This is a genomic window from Thalassobacter sp. 16PALIMAR09 (genome assembly GCF_000765485.1).
GTDB lineage: Bacteria > Pseudomonadota > Alphaproteobacteria > Rhodobacterales > Rhodobacteraceae > Thalassobacter > Thalassobacter stenotrophicus.
Genome location: NZ_JHAK01000004.1, coordinates 147,216 through 162,916 on the forward strand (window position 1 = coordinate 147,216; position 15,701 = coordinate 162,916).

Genomic DNA, 15,701 nt, shown 5'->3' on the forward strand with positions numbered 1-15,701 from the left:
TTATCCTCCTTGCATGGGGGCGACGATTTCAACGGCGTCACCGTCGCGCAGCTCGGTCGTGGCGCGTAGCCCTGCGGGCACAAAGCTGCCGTTGACCGCCGTGGCGACCTTGGCGGTGCCCAAACCTTCCGCGAGCAGCACATCGGTCAGCGTGCGCGCGTCGATCTCGCGGGGGGTGCCGTTAAGCAATAGCTTCATCCATCATCTCCGGAGTGGCGTTTTCAAAAATTACGTCGGCCACCATCTCGCCCAAGGCGGGTGCAAGCAGGTAGCCGTGGCGGAACAGCCCATTGGCGCGGATCACCCGGCCATCCGGGCCATCGCGCCGAATGCGGGGCAGGTTGTCGGGAAAGGCCGGGCGTAGGTCCACACCGACCTCGACCACCTCGGCTTCGCCGAAGGCGGGGTTGAGGGCGTAGGCCGCGCTGAGCAGCTCCAGCAAGGACCGGGCAGTGACATGGTCGCTGGCAGAGCTTTCGATCATCGTTGCACCCAGCATAAAGATGCCATCGCCACGTGGCACAACATACAGCGGGATACGTGGGTGCAGCAGGCGCACGGGGCGGGTCAGGTCGACGTCCGGGCAGCGCAGCACGAGCATTTCGCCCTTTACACCGCGCAATTCCGGGGTCGCGTCGCGCGCGGCATAGCCCCGGCAGTCCACGACGAGGCCGTCTTGTGCTTCAGGGGCTACTTCCGCCACCTCAAACTGCGTGCCGTCCTTGGTGACGCTTTCGAAGAGGGCCGCAAGGGCCGCGCGGGGGCTGAGGTGGGCCTCAGTATCAAAGAACAGGCCCCGGCTGAACCGCGTGCCCAGATCGGGTTCGAGGGCCGTGATTTCGGGGCCGGAAACCTCACGAAAATGGTCTGTGCGCCGGGCGAAGCGCTTGAGGTCACTATGGTCACGGGCCGCACTCACGACCAAAGAGCCGTGGCGCTGGACCAGAACAGTGTGTTTGTCCCACCAATCGGCGGCGCGCTGGCCCAGACGCACGACGGGTTCTTCGGCGCTTTCGCCCTCACAAAACGGGGCAAGCATGCCGCCCGCCCACCACGAACAGCCATGTGCTCCGGGTGGGCCGTTGCGGTCAACCAGTCGCACCTGTGCGCCGCGATCCAAGAGCGCGCGTGTAACGGCAAGCCCCGCAACACCTGCGCCGATGACGGTGACTTCGGTCATCTACCAGACCTCATGGAAATGATGCACAGGGCCGTGGCCCGCCCCGATGCTAAGCGTGTCGGACGCCACAATCGCCTGGTGCAGATAGGCGTGCGCCGTGGTCACGGCGTCGGTCAGGGCCGCGCCCTTGGCCAGTTCGGCGGCGATGGTGGCGGAATAGGTGCAGCCGGTGCCGTGGGTGTTGCGGGTGTCGATGCGCGCGGCCTCTAGGGGCAGGGGGGCGGCATCGCTCCATAACAGGTCGGTGCATGTGGCGCCGGTGCTGTGCCCGCCTTTGAGCAAAACGGCACCGGGTCCAAGGTCCCGCAGGGCCTTGCACTGGGCGACCATCGTTTCATGATCGGTGGCCTGTGTGGTGCCCAACATTTGCGCGGCCTCGGGCAAATTTGGTGTGACCAAAGTGGCCAGCGGCATCAAGCGGCGCAAAAGCGTATCTACGGCGGCTTCTTGCAACAGGGCGTCGCCGGATTTGGCAATCATCACCGGGTCCAACACGATGGCCCCCGAAAAACCCGAAAGCCGGTCTGCGACAACGTCAATGATGGCGGGGGAAAACAGCATGCCCAGTTTGATCGCTTTGACGTCAAGGTCGCTGAGGACTGCGTCGATTTGGGCCGCGACGACATTAGCAGGGATTTCATGCACCGCCGTCACGGAGGTGGTGTTTTGCGCGGTGACCGCAGTGATCACGCTGGCGCCGTAAACACCGCGCGCGGACATCGCCTTTAGATCGGCCTGAATGCCTGCGCCGCCCCCACTGTCGGAGCCTGCGATGGTCAATGCGATGGCGGTGGGCATGAACGACGCCTCCTCAAGAATTGGGGGCGTTACGGTCGGTTCGGGAGGTGGGTGTGTCGGGCCATTGATCTGGCCATATGTACCCGTTCCCTACGCCGGCATTGCCCGGATCAGGTTCGACGGGTCAGTGCAAGCACCTCTCAGCCCAATGGGCCCCCCGACGGATGCTCTATACCTAGGGCAACCCGTCCAGGGGATCAATGGCAAACGGTCGTGGCTTTGCAGCCAGGCTGGGGCTATTCGTGCGCTTCCACTTCGCGGAAGACACCAATCATTTGATCAACAACGCCCTTTTCGTTGGCAATGGGTATCCCCTTTGCCGCGACAGGCACCATTGTGCCATCCCGCCGGACAATGCGCAGTTGAAAATCAAACGGTTCATTCATGCTGATGGCGTTCTCAACGCAGGAGGTCACATGGGCCACGTCATCAGGGTGATAGAACTGGATGCCTTCTTCTAACATCGGGCTGTATGTTTCGGGGTCTTCGCCATGAATGCGATACACTTCTTCTGACCACGTGACCTTTTTGGTGACCAGATCGAGGCTCCAATATCCAATGCCGGCAAGGTCTTGCAACAGTTCTAGCTGCCTGAGGCGCGATTGCGCTTGGAAAGTCGCGCGCCGCCGCTCAGTGACATTCGTGCCGACCGAGATGACAGAGGGCGCTTCCTCTGGGCCGCGCCGGAACCGGAACCGTTCCATCGACAGCCAGAGTGGGGCGGCATCTTCGTGAAACTGTACTTCGCTTTCTTCGCGGATGGGCTCATCTGAGTCCTTCTCAAGGACCTCTTTGGTCGTTTCCAAAAAGCGCCTGGCGGCTTTTCGCGGCATGACGTCGGCCACGTTTTTGCCGACAGCTTGGTGGCGGTCCACGCCCAGCATTTCTGCGACTTGCTGGCTTAGGCGCAAGATTTCACCATTCGCGTCGCGGTGGATCACGAGCAGCTGAGAACTGTCGAGGATCGTTTCCATTTCCCGCGCAAGGCCAGTGTATTCGGAGACACACAGCGTCACACCCATGATCTGCCCGTTGGTGTCAAAATAGGGGGCGCAGGTCAGGACAACCCGGTCGGTCCCGGCGGTAAATTCGCGGGTGTCTGTAAGGCCCGTGCCCAAACATTCAAGGCAGATCGGCCCCAGTGCCGGGAAGCCATCAGGCAGGGTGCATTGGCTGATGTGGGGTGTGCTGAGCGGGCGGCGCAGGCCAAATCGGTCCCGTGCCTTGTAGGTGGCTTGGGTAATTTGAAGCGCCGTGTCCATCACGAGTACGGCAATCGGTGCGTTTTCGAGCACGCTTGTCAGTTCCGAGGTACGGTCCCGCAATTCAGAGGCCGTGACCTCTAACTCTTCGTTAACACTGATTAATTCTTCGTTTGTTGATTGCAGCTCTTCGTTGGAGGTTTCCAGCTCTTCGTTGGTGGCTTGCAACTCCTCGTTCGTGGATCGCAGTTCCTCGTTGAGGGATTGCAATTCGTCATTGGAATTCTCCAACTCCTCGTTGCTTTGCTGCAATGCCTCGCGGGTTGTGTCGACCTCACGTTCCAGCAGTTTGATCCGCTGCTCAACGCTGGTTTCGGGTTCTGACGGGTGGCCGTCGGTCACGTTTTCTTCGGGCGGCTCCACGGGGGTGAACGTCAGTAGTGCTACGTTTTCCTCCAGCGCGTCCGAGATGATGGGATAGACATCAAGGCGCACATCGCTCTCACCAGAGGTGTCCAGCAAATGGCGCACACCTGTCCGTTGCTGGTTGTTTTTAAATGCAATTGTCACCAGTGACCGCGCTTCTTCCCGCAAGGGCGGGCGCAACAGGTCAAGGTGCATCTTGAGCGCCGATTTCTCGGTCATCTGCACATAGCCGCTGACGTCACCATAGACCCGTTCAATGCTGAAATCGCGGGTCACCAGTAGCGCGTCTTTGCCCAGCGATTGCGCCAAGCCGTCGAACAGAGCCTTCTCTTTCGCGTCCTCTGGTGGGGGGGCGGGCTTGGTGCGGGTTTTGCGCCGCGATGGTTCCCCCTGATAGGACGCGTATTGCATGGCCCCCGTCAGCCGCAGCCCACGTTTGCGGAAGATATGCGAAGAGGTCCGGTCGGGCATGAACATATGGTCCGAGCCGCCCGCCGTTTCGGCCTTGCCCACGAACAGCAACGCATTGTCCTTGAGCGCGTAGTGAAAGCGCGACATGACCTTGGCCTGCAAAGCCGCCCCAAAATATATCATCATGTTGCGGCAGCAAAGCAGGTCAATTTTTTGGAACGGTGGATCCTGCGCCACGTTGTGTTCCGAAAACAGAATGACGCCGCGCAGAGGCTCAATGATTTGAACCCCGTCGGGGTGTTGCGTGATGTATTTGTCGGCCAAATCCTTGGGGATATCGTCAAGCACGCTAGCGTTATAGACGCCGCGTCGTGCGACTTTGAGAGCATCAACATCAATATCTGTGGCGAAAATCTGGATATGGGATTTTAGCGCGTCGTCTTGTACGCCAAGCGCTTCGGCCAGCATCATAACGACGGAATAGGCCTCCTCACCGGTGGCACAGCCAGCAATCCAAACCCGCAGTGGACCTACATCGCGGGTGGCCAACACTGCGGGCAACAGGCGGCGCAGCGATTCAAATTCCTCCGGATCGCGAAAGAACCGCGTGACCGAGATCAGCAGATCCTTGAATAGATCATCCACCGCCTCGGGCGTGTTGCGCAGGAAAGTGGCGTATTCTTCTTTGGTCGGAATGCCCAAAGCCATCATACGCCGCCCAATCCGCCGCGATACCGTGGTTTGCGCATACTCACGGAAATCCATCCGCGTGCGCGCTTGCACAATTTTCAACACGTCTGAGTTGGTTTGTAGGGGTTCGCGGTTCGAGCGAAGCCCGTCAAAATCACGCGGCACCGCGAGGATTTTTTCCAAATGTTTGCCGATATCCTTTGGTTCCATAACCAAATCAACGCAGCCGGTTTGAACGGCCGCACGGGGCATGCCGTCGTACTTGGCACTATCGTTGTCCTGCGCGATGGTGATGCCCCCGGCCTCATGGACGGCCTGCAATCCGTTGGCGCCATCGCTGCCGGTGCCCGACAAGATAATACTCATCGCGTTCTCACCATAGCTTTCGGCCAGGCTCATTAAAAAGCGGTTCACTGAGGGTTTGGGCGCTGCGGGTTCCACACTGGCAGGCAAGAGGCGCAGTTTGCCATCGGCGATGATAATGTCATTGTTGGGGGGCGTGATGTAGATCACGTTCGGCCGGGGTACGACGCCGTCAGTGACCTTTTCTACCTCTAGCTGGGTTTGCCGGGCCACCAATTCGGTCATCACCGACTTATAGCTTGGCGACATGTGCTGCACCACCACGTAGCTGGCGGGCACATCCATCGGCAAAGCCGCAACCAATTCGCGCACAGCTTCTAGCCCCCCCGCAGAGGAGCCTATCCCGATAAGCATTTTTACGGCCCGCATTGGGCTAGTATCGTCTAAAGTCATGGTCACAATAATCCTTATGAACACATCCTAAGGCGGAGCGCTCGCGGCACACAACAATTTTAATGCGTAATGGTATTGCTGTGTGCAGTTACTGGATACAGTTTGTTAACTATAAAGTGCCAACAGTTTACAGTTTATTAACGTATTACTCATACTGTCTTAATCTAACGCTATTGAAGGGAGGGATTGTGGCGATGATATCCGCAAACCAGATCGCAGAGCGAGCATTTACCAGTCGTAAACTCATGATGTCGTTGACGGTAGAGGCTGATGGCACCCCGCGGATCGCATCGTGTGAGGTACTGGGCGACTCGTACCGCAACAGAACCTCTTGGTATCGACCCTGCTTGATCGATGAGGTGATGCAACCCCCCATCGCCGAAACCATTCGAAATTGCCTTGCAAAAATCTCAGGCACCTCTGGGGTCGTCTCGTTGCCGTCGTTGTTGCACGAACAACAGGGCCTTTTGCTCAGTCATGCTCATGTCATCTCGTCCAAGGACGATCATGGCAAATTGGCGATCATTCTACGTTTTAAAACCTTTATTGGCAGCCTGTCGACCGTGTTCAAACCGCACGTGGATTTGGTTAACGGTTTGCCGGATGCAACGCTGGATCTGGCGGACCGGATCATGATGGATATTTCGATGCCGCTTCTGAACTTCCTCGCGCTGGACGAGGTTGGTGGCGTTTTGGGGCAAGAGGACGCAGAGCGTGTCGTTGCCCAGCTGACCGAACAAAGCCATGCTCTGCGGTTTCAGATTGAATTGATCAAACGCCACGTCGCCCGGCTTGAGGCATCCCGGCGGGCTCCAACCGCACGCTCGCGTGTCGGCGTAAGCGGGACCTTCGAGACGATTGCGGAACTTCCTGCCGATGGCGTTTCGCAAAACGCGCATGATGCGGCTTCAAGCGTGGCCAAAACCGGGCCGCCTCCGAAAGAGACTAATGCCAGCAGCCAGAAGCCCGACGATGATATCGCCTATGTTGAGGCGCGCCCCTCCGGCAACTAATACCCCCTCGGCATTGTTTTTTGCATACGATTGCATAGCTCCTCAAAATAGCTAATCTACCGGCAACGCCCTGCCAATCGGTCGGGTTTATCCTCGTGTAATTTCGCACGCCCAGCCGGAGCTTTTTCATGACGCCCTCTCTTTCGCCTGCGCAAATGTCTGCGGGCATCGTTCGTTACGGCGAGTTGCGGCCCTGCAAAACCGCCTTCATTGACGCCCATACCCCCGGATCTGATCAGAAAGAAAACTTTACGATCATCGGCGGCGGTGTGTCCGAAAGCCCGGACCAGCACGTGCATATCAACGACACGCCGGGCTTTAACATTGGCGCGGCGGGCCAGCCGCCCAAATGCCGCAACTCGCTCCATTCCCACCGCACGGCCGAAGTATTCTTTGTGCTCAAGGGGCGGTGGCGGTTTTTCTGGGGCCGTTGGGGCACTGCCGGTGAGGTCGTTCTTGAAGAAGGTGATATCATCAACATTCCCACGGGCATCTTTCGCGGGTTTGAAAACATTGGCACGGATTACGGGATGATCATGGCCGTTCTGGGCGGTGATGATGCAGGCGGTGGTGTGATTTGGGCCCCTCAAGTGATTGAGGACGCAAAGGATCACGGGCTTGTTTTGGGCGACAACGGCGCGCTCTATGACAGCCACAAGGGTCAAGATTTGCCCGAGGGCGTATCACCCATGCCCCTGCTGAGTGAGGCAGAATTGCAGTCCTTCCCTGAGCCTACAACCGCTGAGGTCGTGCCCCATCACGTCGCGCGTTACTGGGATCTGATGGCGCTGGCGGATCGGCAGCCTGCCAAGGTGATTGGCGCCGACGCTTGCTTGCGTGACCGCCCCGGGTTTGAGGTTGATTTCCTGACCCGTGGCTCCGCGCCCGACGCGGCCGAAACCCATGATACCCACACCGTGTTGATGCCGATGCGTGGGCACTGGCGTCTGACGTGGGATGGTGGCACAGATGTGCTGAACCCCGGGGATACGTGCCTGTTGCCACCGGGTTTGCTGCACCACGTGGCCCCCGCTGTCACCGGCGAGGCGAGCCTTTATCGTGTGCGGGCCACGGATGATCCAGCGGGCGCAACGTTAAGGACCTGATATATGCAAGACCCACAGCCCACCGCGAGCCACTTCGTCAACGGCGCCTATCTAGAAGACACCGCAGGCACCCTGATCGACGTGGTCTATCCGGCCACGGGAGCGGTCATTGCACAGGTTCATGCGGCCACTCCGGCGGTGATTGATGCAGCCCTTGATGCCGCGGCCGCAGGCCAAAAGGTCTGGGCCGCCATGACCGGGACAGAGCGGGGGCGTATTTTGCGCCGTGCGGCCGATATGATGCGCGACCGCAACCGCGCCCTGTCCGAGCTAGAAACCTTGGACACCGGTAAACCCATGCAAGAAACCCTCGTGGTCGATGCGACCTCGGGCGCGGATGCGTTGGAATATTTCGGCGGCTTGGCCGGAAGCCTGACGGGCGAACATATCCCACTGGCGGGGGGGGATTTTGTGTATACCCGCCGCGTCCCCTTGGGGGTCTGTGTTGGGATCGGCGCATGGAACTATCCCACCCAGATTGCCTGTTGGAAAGGCGCGCCTGCGCTGGCTTGCGGCAACGCGATGGTGTTCAAACCCTCCGAGACGACGCCGCTGTGCGCGCTTAAGGTTGCCGAAATCCTGCACGAAGCGGGCCTGCCCGCAGGGGTCTATAACGTGATCCAAGGCATGGGTGAGGTCGGCGGTGCGCTCGTGACGGACCCGCGCGTGGCCAAGGTTTCGCTCACCGGGTCGGTGCCCACGGGCCGCAAGGTCTATGCTGCTGCCGCTGAGGGCATGAAGCACGTCACGATGGAGCTGGGCGGCAAATCCCCCATGCTGATTTTCGATGACGCAGACCTCGAAAACGCTGTTTCCGGCGCGATATTGGGCAACTTTTATTCCTCGGGGCAGGTCTGTTCCAACGGCACCCGCGTGTTCGTGCAAAAGGGCATCAAGGAGGCGTTTTTGACCCGGCTCAGCGAACGCCTCGCGGGCGCCAAGATCGGGGACCCGATGGATGAGGACGTCAGCTTTGGCCCAATGGTGTCGGAACGGCAGATGCGGATCGTCGAAGGCTATATTGACGCGGGCCTGAACGAAGGCGCGCGCCTTGTGACCGGCGGCAAACAGCTTGAGCAGGAGGGGTTCTATCTGCCCCCCACGGTTTTTGCCGACGTCACGGATGATATGACCATCGCGCGCGAAGAAATCTTTGGCCCCGTCATGGCGGTGTTGGATTTCGAGGATGAGGCCGAGGCCATTGCCCGCGCCAACGACACACCCTTTGGTTTGGCCGCAGGGGTGTTTACCCAGGATCTGACGCGCGGCCACCGTGTCATCGCGGCCCTAGAGGCGGGCACAGGCTATATCAACACCTATAACCTCGCGCCAGTTGAGGCCCCGTTTGGCGGCACCAAAGCATCGGGTGTGGGGCGCGAAAACTCAAAGCTGGCGATTGATCACTATTCCGAGATGCGCTCGGTCTATGTGGCGATGAACGATGTAGAGGCCCCATACTGATGGAAAATGTGAAACGGTTTGCACCAGTTGATGCCGTCAAATGGGTGGCGACGGCTGTCCAATTGGTGGGCTATGGGCTGACGGGAATGAACCTTGCGCCATGGAATGTGTACGCCTTTATCGTGGGCATCGCGCTGTGGTTCGCTGTGGGTGTCATGTGGAAGGATCGCGCCATTATGGTTGTGCATGTGGGCGCGTTCGTGTCGCTTGTGGCCGGGTACCTGAGCGCATGAGCATGATCGCCGACTACGTTATTGTCGGTGCGGGCTCGGCGGGGTGCGCGATGGCGTACCGGTTGTCAGAGGCAGGGGCCTCCGTTCTGATTATCGAATATGGCGGCACAGATATCGGGCCGTTTATTCAGATGCCCGCCGCCCTGAGCTATCCGATGAATATGTCGCGCTACGATTGGGGCTATCAGTCCGAGCCGGAGCCGCATTTGGGCGGGCGCAAGCTGGCCTGCCCGAGGGGAAAGGTGATCGGGGGCTCTTCCTCGATCAACGGGATGGTCTATGTGCGCGGGCACGCGCGGGACTTTGATCATTGGGAAGAGAGTGGCGCGCAAGGCTGGGCCTATGCCGACGTCGCCCCTTATTATAAACGCATGGAGACATGGCACGACGGCGGCCATGGCGGCGACGCCAGTTGGCGCGGTACGGATGGCCCGATGCACGTGAGCCGAGGGCCACGCCGCAATCCGCTGTTTCACGCCTTTGTCGAGGCGGGACGGCAAGCGGGCTATGAGACAACGGGTGATTACAACGGCGCGCAGCAAGAGGGCTTTGGCCCGATGGAGCAGACCGTGCATAAGGGCCGGCGCTGGTCGGCGGCGAATGCGTATCTGCGGCCCGCTCTTAAACGCGAAAACTGCGACCTTGTGAGTGGATTGGCCCGCCGGATCATCATGGAAGACGGCCGCGCCGTTGGTGTTGAGATTGAGCGTGGCGGGAAGATCGAAGTGATCTCTGCTCGGCGTGAAGTGATTGTGTCGGCGTCCTCGATCAACTCGCCCAAGCTGTTGATGTTGTCGGGTATTGGGCCTGCGGCGCATCTGGCCGAGCACGGGATTGAGGTGGTCGCGGACCGCCCCGGGGTGGGCCAAAACCTGCAAGACCATCTGGAGTTGTATATCCAAATGGCGGCCTCCAAGCCGATTACGTTGTATCGGTATTGGAACCTTGTGTCCAAGGCGGGCATCGGGGTGCAATGGTTGCTGTGGAAGGCGGGTTTGGGCACGTCGAACCAGTTCGAGTCGGCCGCGTTTATTCGGTCGCGCGCAGGCGTTGAGTACCCTGATATTCAGTATCACTTCCTCCCCCTTGCGGTGCGCTATGATGGCCAAGCCGCGGCAGAGGGGCACGGATTTCAGGCCCATGTGGGGCCAATGCGCTCTGCCTCTCGGGGGGCGGTGACGCTATCGAGCAGTGATCCCGCGCAGGCGCCAAAAATCCAATTCAACTACATGTCGGACCCGCAAGACTGGGAGGATTTCCGCACCTGTATCCGCCTGACCCGAGAGATTTTTGGCCAAGACGCGTTCAAACCCTTTGTAAAGCATGAGATCCAGCCCGGTGAAGCCGCGCAGACGGACGCCGAATTGGATGCCTTTATCGCCGAACACGTTGAAAGCGCTTATCACCCCTGTGGCACCTGCAAGATGGGTGCGGTGGATGATCCGATGGCCGTAGTTGATCCGGCATGTCGGGTGATCGGGGTCGATGGTTTGCGCGTGGTCGACAGCTCAATTTTCCCGCGGATTACCAACGGCAACCTGAATGCGCCCTCGATCATGGTGGGGGAAAAGGCGAGTGATTTGATTCTTGGCCGCGACCCGCTGCCCCGCGCGAACGCAGAGCCTTGGGTGCATCCCGATTGGAAAACCGCGCAGCGCTAGGGGCTAAAGGCTGCTCCAACACGGGAGCGTGTCGCTAGGCGCGGGCGTGGCCGCGTGTACGCCACGTGCAATCGCGCGCGCAAGGCATGTGGCGGCCGCGTGACCCAGCCGGAGCGGATCCCACACTGGGTCCGGCAAGGGGTGCGTGCCTGTGGCGGCCGCAAACACAAGATCACCATCCATCGGCGTATGACTGGGTACAAGCGCGCGGGCCATTCCGTCATGGGCGGCTGTGGCCATGCGCTGGGCCTGTGCTTGGGTCAGGACCGCGTCCGTGGCCACGATTGCGATGGTGGTGTTTTCGCCCAAACGGGTCTCGGGGTAGGGTTCTTGGGTTGGGTCGGGCAGGGGACCTTGACCCAAGCCGCCAAATTCGGCGCCCATCTCCCACGGGGCGGCCCAAAAGTGCCGCGTGCCCGGTAGGGTTGCAGAGCCCAATGCGTTGACCGCCACGAGGGCTGCGACGGTCGCGCCGCATTCCAGAATAAGTGACGCCGTGCCCAAGCCGCCCTTGAGCGTTTGGGTCGTAGCGCCCGTGCCTGCGCCAACGGTACCTATGGGAACTGGGCCATTGGAGGCGGCGTTGAGGGCTGCGCGGCCGAGGGCCTTGTAGGGGTTTTCAGCCCAGTCCTTGGTGCCGCCGTTAAGGAGATCAAACAGGATCGCTCCGGGCACAATCGGCACCTTTTGCCCGCCCACGTCAAAGCCCCGGCCCTTTGCGCGCAGGGCGTCCGCCACGCCGGATGCGGCATCGAGGCCAAAGGCCGAACCGCCCGAGAGCACAAGAGCGTCAACCTCTTGCACCATCTTATCCGGTGCAAGGAGATCCGTTTCGCGCGTGCCGGGAGCGCCGCCCATCACGTGCACCGAGGCTACGAAGGGCTGCGCGCCGAGGAGGACGGTTACTCCGGACTTAAGCTCTGCGTCCTGCGCGTGGCCCACTGTGAGGCCCTGGATATCGGTGATGGAGTTTTTGGGGCCGGGGCGCATGATGGGCGGATCCTTGTCGTGGGTGATAGGCCGGAACTGGGGGCTCGCCCCCAGACCCCGAGGATATTTCGGAACCAAAGAGGGGTTTGCGTCAGTCTTTGGGGAGCGGCGCGCGAGTGATTTGGGCAGGGAATGTGCCCAAGGGGCGCAGGTGGTCTGTGGGAGCGAGGGGCCCGCCGGATGCGGGCAAAAAGGCGATGAGGGTTTGGGCTGTTGGAATGCTTTGGCACGTGTCAGGCGTGAACCACTGAGCGAGGCGGGCCGGTTGGTTGGATTGGATCACTTCGACATGGTCGAGATCGAGGCTGATGCCTTGGGCCTGTGCGGCGTCCAAAAGGTGGGCAAAGGCAAGGGGTTGGGAGGCGAAGGTGCCGCCCATGAGGGTGATGTCACAGTCGAGTTTCATATGCAGCGTCCTCCGTCGACTTCGAGTGCGACGCCGGTGATCATGCTTGCCTCGGGGGAGCAGAGGAATGCAGCGGCGTTGCCCATGTCTTGTGGTGTTGAGAACCTACCTAGGGGAATTGTGGCGAGGAACTTGGCGCGCATTTCGGGGGTGTCTTCGCCCATGAAGCTGGCCAGAAGCGGGGTATCGCCTGCCACTGGGTTTAGGCAGTTTACCCGGACGCCGAAGGGGGCGAGTTCGACGGCCATGGCCTTGGTTGCTGTGATCATCCAGCCCTTGGAGGCGTTGTACCAATTGAGGTGCGGCCGCGGCGAGACACCTGCGGTGGAGGCAATGTTGAGGATTGCGCCTGTGCCTGCGGCCTTCATATCGGGGACGAAGGTGCGCGCGCTGAGGTAGACGGATTTGGCGTTTACTGCGAGGACACGGTCGAAGTCATCCTCGGTTATCGTCTCCATCGGGGCGGGTAGGTGGGTGATGCCTGCGTTGTTAACGAGGATGTCGAGGTGGGGCCCCCAGTGCTGTGCCACAAGGGTGTGGAGGGCTGTCCAATCATCACTAAGGGTCACATCAGCCTGAGCCGCGATGCCGTTGATTTGTTCTGCAATGCTGTGTGCGCCATCGAGGTTGACGTCGGCGATGAGGACGCGCGCGCCTTCTTTGGCAAATGTGCGCGCGATGCCTGCGCCAAAGCCGGAGGCGCCGCCGGTGACGAGGGCGGTTTTGCCACTGAGACGACCGCTCATGTGGGCGTTCCGGCGGTGGGTAAGCGTGTAGCGCGGACCATTGGGAAGAAGGCGAAGAGGGTGCCGAGAATGCCACCCAAGTAGCTGGCATCGTGCATGAAACCCGCGCGGAAGTACTCCGCCGCAGGGACATTGGCCTGTGGGATCAACAGATCGAACCCAGTCGCGACGTAGGCGAAGCCCGCGCCCAAGCCCAGTAGCGCGCAGATTGCGGCGGTCATCATAACGGTGATGATGGCGCCGATGCCGCCTGCCCAAAGCGCGCCGGCGGTGGGGGCGCGCATCAGCCCATAGCCAAGCACCGGAAGTCCTGCGATGAGGCCCATCCACCAGCTGGCTTGCCATCCGACGAGGGCGGCCCCAGCGCGAGGCGAAAGATCGGGTGGAGTTCCGAATTGAACGAATTTGAAGTCGGTGAAGTAGCCCGGGCCGACAGAATAGCTAAGCTGGTTGTGGACGGCGCCAAAGACGCCTGCTGATAGGGCCGCCAACAGCATCAACACGGCAAATGCGCCGATCTTACCACCCGGTGTTTGCTTGGACATAATCCCCCCCGTCTACGCCGTTCACGCTAGCAAGGCCCCACGTTTAGGGCAATCGGGCAAAACTGTGGGTCAGGTTTGGCGGGCAAAATCAGGTTTGTGACAGGCCCATGAAGGCGGCGGCGCGTTCTTCGCGGGTCAGGACGCGGGCTTCTCGGACGGGGGTGCCGGTTTCATCGAAAAAGGGCGTGTCACGCCATGTCCCTTTGATCCAGGATTTGCCCATCCGCCCCATCATCGAAGTCAGCATTGGGCGCAGGCCTTCGTGTGTGACCTTGCCGGACGGGGTTTTGATAAAGCCGCGAGCGATAACCGGGCCTAGCTCTGCCTCATGGTTTTTGATGATCTCGGCAGAGACGCCGGTGAACGCCATGCCCCGGCGGTTTGTGGTGTTGAACAGTGGTGTCGAGCAGCATTTGGCGTACCAGCGCATCAACCCTTTGGGCGACAGGCGCAGGAGCGCGAGGTTTTCGCCGCCCTGATCGATTTTGATTTTGTCCGGGGTGGTCTGAAACAACTCAACACCTTCCGCGCCGGGATCGGTGTGCCCCAGCGCGACCAGATTAGCGCGGCAATCGTCGCAATGGCACACGATGTGTGTGCCGTCGCGCGCGTCCACGTCGACCAGCCGCCCCGCCAGTTCGCCGCAAGAGCAGGCGAAGTGGAGAGTGCGGCCGCCGCTCATTTACTTGACGGCCTTCAGGGTCGGCTTGTCGGTCGTTGCGGGCTCTGGGGCGGTGGCCTCATTGCCTGCGGCTTGCGCGGGCTTTGATTTGGCCTTTGCCTTGGCCGCGGGCTTGGCAGCATCCGCGGCGTTTGCGTCGATGAAATCCAGCACGAGCGGGCGGATGTTGTTGCGCCAGCTTTTGCCCGCAAAGATGCCGTAGTGACCGGCCTCAGGCTCAAGGTAGGAGGCTTTCTTGCTATCGGGCAAGCCGGTCAGCATGTCGAGGGCGGCCACACATTGGCCCGGGGCAGAGATGTCGTCTTTGCCACCTTCTACCGTTTTTACCGCTACGGTGGTGATTTTGCCGATGTCGATCCGCTTACCCTTAACGGTGAATTTGTTTTGCGCGATCTCTAGGCCCTTAAAGATACGCTCAACCGTTGAGAGATAGAACTCGGCGGTCATGTCCATCACGGCAAGGTATTCGTCGTAGAACTTGTTGTGCTTGTCATGCTCGGCGGCGTCGCCGTTGGCCACACGCATTACCTGATTATAGAATGCTTTTGAGTGGGTCTCGGCGTTCATCGACATAAAGGACGCAAGCTGTAGCAGGCCGGGATAGACCTTGCGGCCGACGCCTGCGTATTTGAAACCGACCCGTTGGATCATGCTTTCTTCGAGCTGGCCCATCGTCACGCGGCGGCCAAAGTCGGTCACGTCGGTTGCGGCGGCATCAGGGTCGATTGGCCCGCCGATAAGGGTCAGGGTGCGGGGCTGCGCAGCGGGCTCTTCTTCGGCTAGGTAGGCGGTCGCGGCCAGCGTCAGGGGGGCGGGTTGGCACACGGCGATCACGTTCACGTCGGGGCCAAGGTGTTTCATGAAATCAACGAGATAGAGGGTATAATCCTCAACATCGAATTTACCCGCAGACACCGGGATATCGCGCGCATTGTGCCAGTCGGTCACATAGACCTCTGCGTCGGGCAGCAGGGACACAACGGTGGACCGAAGGAGCGTCGCGTAGTGGCCGGACATGGGCGCGACCAACAGGACCTTGCGGGGCATCTCGGCCCGGCCCTGCACTTGGAAATGGATCAGGTCGCCAAAGGGTTTGGCCACGGCAGTTTCGACATCCACAAGGTGGTCGCGGTTGTCGGTGCCCACAACGGAACCGATATTCCAGTCGGGCTTGACGACCATGCGGTCAAAGCTGCGTTCTGTGACTTCACCCCACGCAGCCATCATTTTGAACGCTGGGTTGGGGACCATTGCGAGCGCGGGGTACGAGGCCATCGCCCGTGCGGATGCACCCATCCATGCGTTGGTGTTGCGCATGGTTTCCATCATTTCGTAGGGAATTAGGTACTTCATCAAGGGGACTCCGGCTTATGGGGCACCATCTTCTTTACCCCG

The 15,701-nt window shown here is 60.4% G+C and carries 15 protein-coding genes and 1 riboswitch; of the genes, 5 read left to right on the top strand and 10 right to left on the bottom strand.

The genetic code is table 11. The features are described from left to right. From thiS to PM04_RS10315, 4 genes are all read right to left on the bottom strand, one after another. Nucleotides 1-198: a sulfur carrier protein ThiS gene (gene thiS, locus PM04_RS10300; protein ID WP_038006360.1), complete on the bottom strand. Its 198-nt coding sequence runs from the start codon at nucleotides 196-198 to the stop codon at nucleotides 1-3. After that, nucleotides 182-1,180, bottom strand: coding sequence for a glycine oxidase ThiO (gene thiO, locus PM04_RS10305; RefSeq protein ID WP_038006361.1), 999 nt, complete (start codon nucleotides 1,178-1,180; stop codon nucleotides 182-184). The genes thiS and thiO overlap by 17 nt, the downstream gene beginning before the upstream one ends. Beyond that, the gene (gene thiD / locus PM04_RS10310; protein ID WP_038006362.1) at nucleotides 1,181-1,978 is read right to left on the bottom strand and encodes a bifunctional hydroxymethylpyrimidine kinase/phosphomethylpyrimidine kinase; all 798 of its coding nucleotides are present in this window, start codon (nucleotides 1,976-1,978) and stop codon (nucleotides 1,181-1,183) included. Between the two features lie 70 nt (nucleotides 1,979-2,048). After that, nucleotides 2,049-2,148, bottom strand: a riboswitch (TPP riboswitch). Between the two features lie 66 nt (nucleotides 2,149-2,214). After that, complete coding sequence (locus PM04_RS10315) at nucleotides 2,215-5,463, bottom strand: chemotaxis protein CheB (RefSeq protein ID WP_052068298.1); 3,249 nt, start codon at nucleotides 5,461-5,463, stop codon at nucleotides 2,215-2,217. Nucleotides 5,464-5,651: 188 nt separating this feature from the next. On the opposite strand from PM04_RS10315, the gene PM04_RS10320 reads away from it, so the two are divergent. The 5 genes from PM04_RS10320 (at nucleotide 5,652) to betA (ending at nucleotide 10,937) form a co-directional block, all read left to right on the top strand. Continuing rightward, nucleotides 5,652-6,476, top strand: a complete 825-nt coding sequence (locus PM04_RS10320) for a hypothetical protein (protein ID WP_152593986.1) — start codon at nucleotides 5,652-5,654, stop codon at nucleotides 6,474-6,476. Between the two features lie 128 nt (nucleotides 6,477-6,604). Next, complete coding sequence (locus PM04_RS10325; RefSeq protein ID WP_200880347.1) at nucleotides 6,605-7,582, top strand: cupin domain-containing protein; 978 nt, start codon at nucleotides 6,605-6,607, stop codon at nucleotides 7,580-7,582. Nucleotides 7,583-7,585: 3 nt separating this feature from the next. Next, on the top strand, nucleotides 7,586-9,043 hold the full coding sequence (gene betB, locus PM04_RS10330) for a betaine-aldehyde dehydrogenase (protein ID WP_038006366.1): 1,458 nt from the start codon (nucleotides 7,586-7,588) through the stop codon (nucleotides 9,041-9,043). Then, a complete protein-coding gene (locus PM04_RS10335) occupies nucleotides 9,043-9,276 on the top strand; it encodes a DUF6552 family protein (protein ID WP_038006368.1) in 234 nt (77 codons plus the stop codon). Before betB ends, PM04_RS10335 begins: the two co-directional genes overlap by 1 nt. A gap of 2 nt (nucleotides 9,277-9,278) precedes the next feature. Continuing rightward, nucleotides 9,279-10,937, top strand: a complete 1,659-nt coding sequence (betA, locus tag PM04_RS10340; RefSeq protein ID WP_038006370.1) for a choline dehydrogenase — start codon at nucleotides 9,279-9,281, stop codon at nucleotides 10,935-10,937. A gap of 3 nt (nucleotides 10,938-10,940) precedes the next feature. Here the strand turns inward: betA and PM04_RS10345 are convergent, their stop codons facing one another. The 6 genes from PM04_RS10345 to phaZ form a co-directional block, all read right to left on the bottom strand. Further along, the gene (locus tag PM04_RS10345) at nucleotides 10,941-11,927 is read right to left on the bottom strand and encodes a P1 family peptidase (RefSeq protein ID WP_038006371.1); all 987 of its coding nucleotides are present in this window, start codon (nucleotides 11,925-11,927) and stop codon (nucleotides 10,941-10,943) included. A gap of 91 nt (nucleotides 11,928-12,018) precedes the next feature. Continuing rightward, nucleotides 12,019-12,333, bottom strand: coding sequence for a hypothetical protein (locus PM04_RS10350; protein WP_038006374.1), 315 nt, complete (start codon nucleotides 12,331-12,333; stop codon nucleotides 12,019-12,021). After that, nucleotides 12,330-13,079: an SDR family oxidoreductase gene (locus tag PM04_RS10355; protein ID WP_038006376.1), complete on the bottom strand. Its 750-nt coding sequence runs from the start codon at nucleotides 13,077-13,079 to the stop codon at nucleotides 12,330-12,332. Before PM04_RS10355 ends, PM04_RS10350 begins: the two co-directional genes overlap by 4 nt. Beyond that, entirely contained in the window at nucleotides 13,076-13,624 is a 549-nt protein-coding gene (locus PM04_RS17390) for a hypothetical protein (protein WP_052068297.1), read from the bottom strand. Before PM04_RS17390 ends, PM04_RS10355 begins: the two co-directional genes overlap by 4 nt. Before the next feature lie 88 nt (nucleotides 13,625-13,712). Then, complete coding sequence (locus PM04_RS10365) at nucleotides 13,713-14,306, bottom strand: DUF6151 family protein (protein ID WP_038006378.1); 594 nt, start codon at nucleotides 14,304-14,306, stop codon at nucleotides 13,713-13,715. Beyond that, complete coding sequence (gene phaZ, locus PM04_RS10370; RefSeq protein ID WP_081945969.1) at nucleotides 14,307-15,659, bottom strand: polyhydroxyalkanoate depolymerase; 1,353 nt, start codon at nucleotides 15,657-15,659, stop codon at nucleotides 14,307-14,309. Nucleotides 15,660-15,701 lie beyond the last annotated feature (42 nt).

What these genes read in the sequence shown, in the direction of transcription:
- thiS (WP_038006360.1), bottom strand. Translation starts at nt 198, where the DNA reads ATGAAGCTATTGCTTAACGGCACCCCCCGCGAGATCGACGCGCGCACG.
- thiO (WP_038006361.1), bottom strand. Translation starts at nt 1,180, where the DNA reads ATGACCGAAGTCACCGTCATCGGCGCAGGTGTTGCGGGGCTTGCCGTT.
- thiD (WP_038006362.1), bottom strand. Translation starts at nt 1,978, where the DNA reads ATGCCCACCGCCATCGCATTGACCATCGCAGGCTCCGACAGTGGGGGC.
- PM04_RS10315 (WP_052068298.1), bottom strand. Translation starts at nt 5,463, where the DNA reads ATGACTTTAGACGATACTAGCCCAATGCGGGCCGTAAAAATGCTTATC.
- PM04_RS10325 (WP_200880347.1), top strand. Translation starts at nt 6,605, where the DNA reads ATGACGCCCTCTCTTTCGCCTGCGCAAATGTCTGCGGGCATCGTTCGT.
- betB (WP_038006366.1), top strand. Translation starts at nt 7,586, where the DNA reads ATGCAAGACCCACAGCCCACCGCGAGCCACTTCGTCAACGGCGCCTAT.
- PM04_RS10335 (WP_038006368.1), top strand. Translation starts at nt 9,043, where the DNA reads ATGGAAAATGTGAAACGGTTTGCACCAGTTGATGCCGTCAAATGGGTG.
- betA (WP_038006370.1), top strand. Translation starts at nt 9,279, where the DNA reads ATGATCGCCGACTACGTTATTGTCGGTGCGGGCTCGGCGGGGTGCGCG.
- PM04_RS10345 (WP_038006371.1), bottom strand. Translation starts at nt 11,927, where the DNA reads ATGCGCCCCGGCCCCAAAAACTCCATCACCGATATCCAGGGCCTCACA.
- PM04_RS10350 (WP_038006374.1), bottom strand. Translation starts at nt 12,333, where the DNA reads ATGAAACTCGACTGTGACATCACCCTCATGGGCGGCACCTTCGCCTCC.
- PM04_RS10355 (WP_038006376.1), bottom strand. Translation starts at nt 13,079, where the DNA reads ATGAGCGGTCGTCTCAGTGGCAAAACCGCCCTCGTCACCGGCGGCGCC.
- PM04_RS17390 (WP_052068297.1), bottom strand. Translation starts at nt 13,624, where the DNA reads ATGTCCAAGCAAACACCGGGTGGTAAGATCGGCGCATTTGCCGTGTTG.
- PM04_RS10365 (WP_038006378.1), bottom strand. Translation starts at nt 14,306, where the DNA reads ATGAGCGGCGGCCGCACTCTCCACTTCGCCTGCTCTTGCGGCGAACTG.
- phaZ (WP_081945969.1), bottom strand. Translation starts at nt 15,659, where the DNA reads ATGAAGTACCTAATTCCCTACGAAATGATGGAAACCATGCGCAACACC.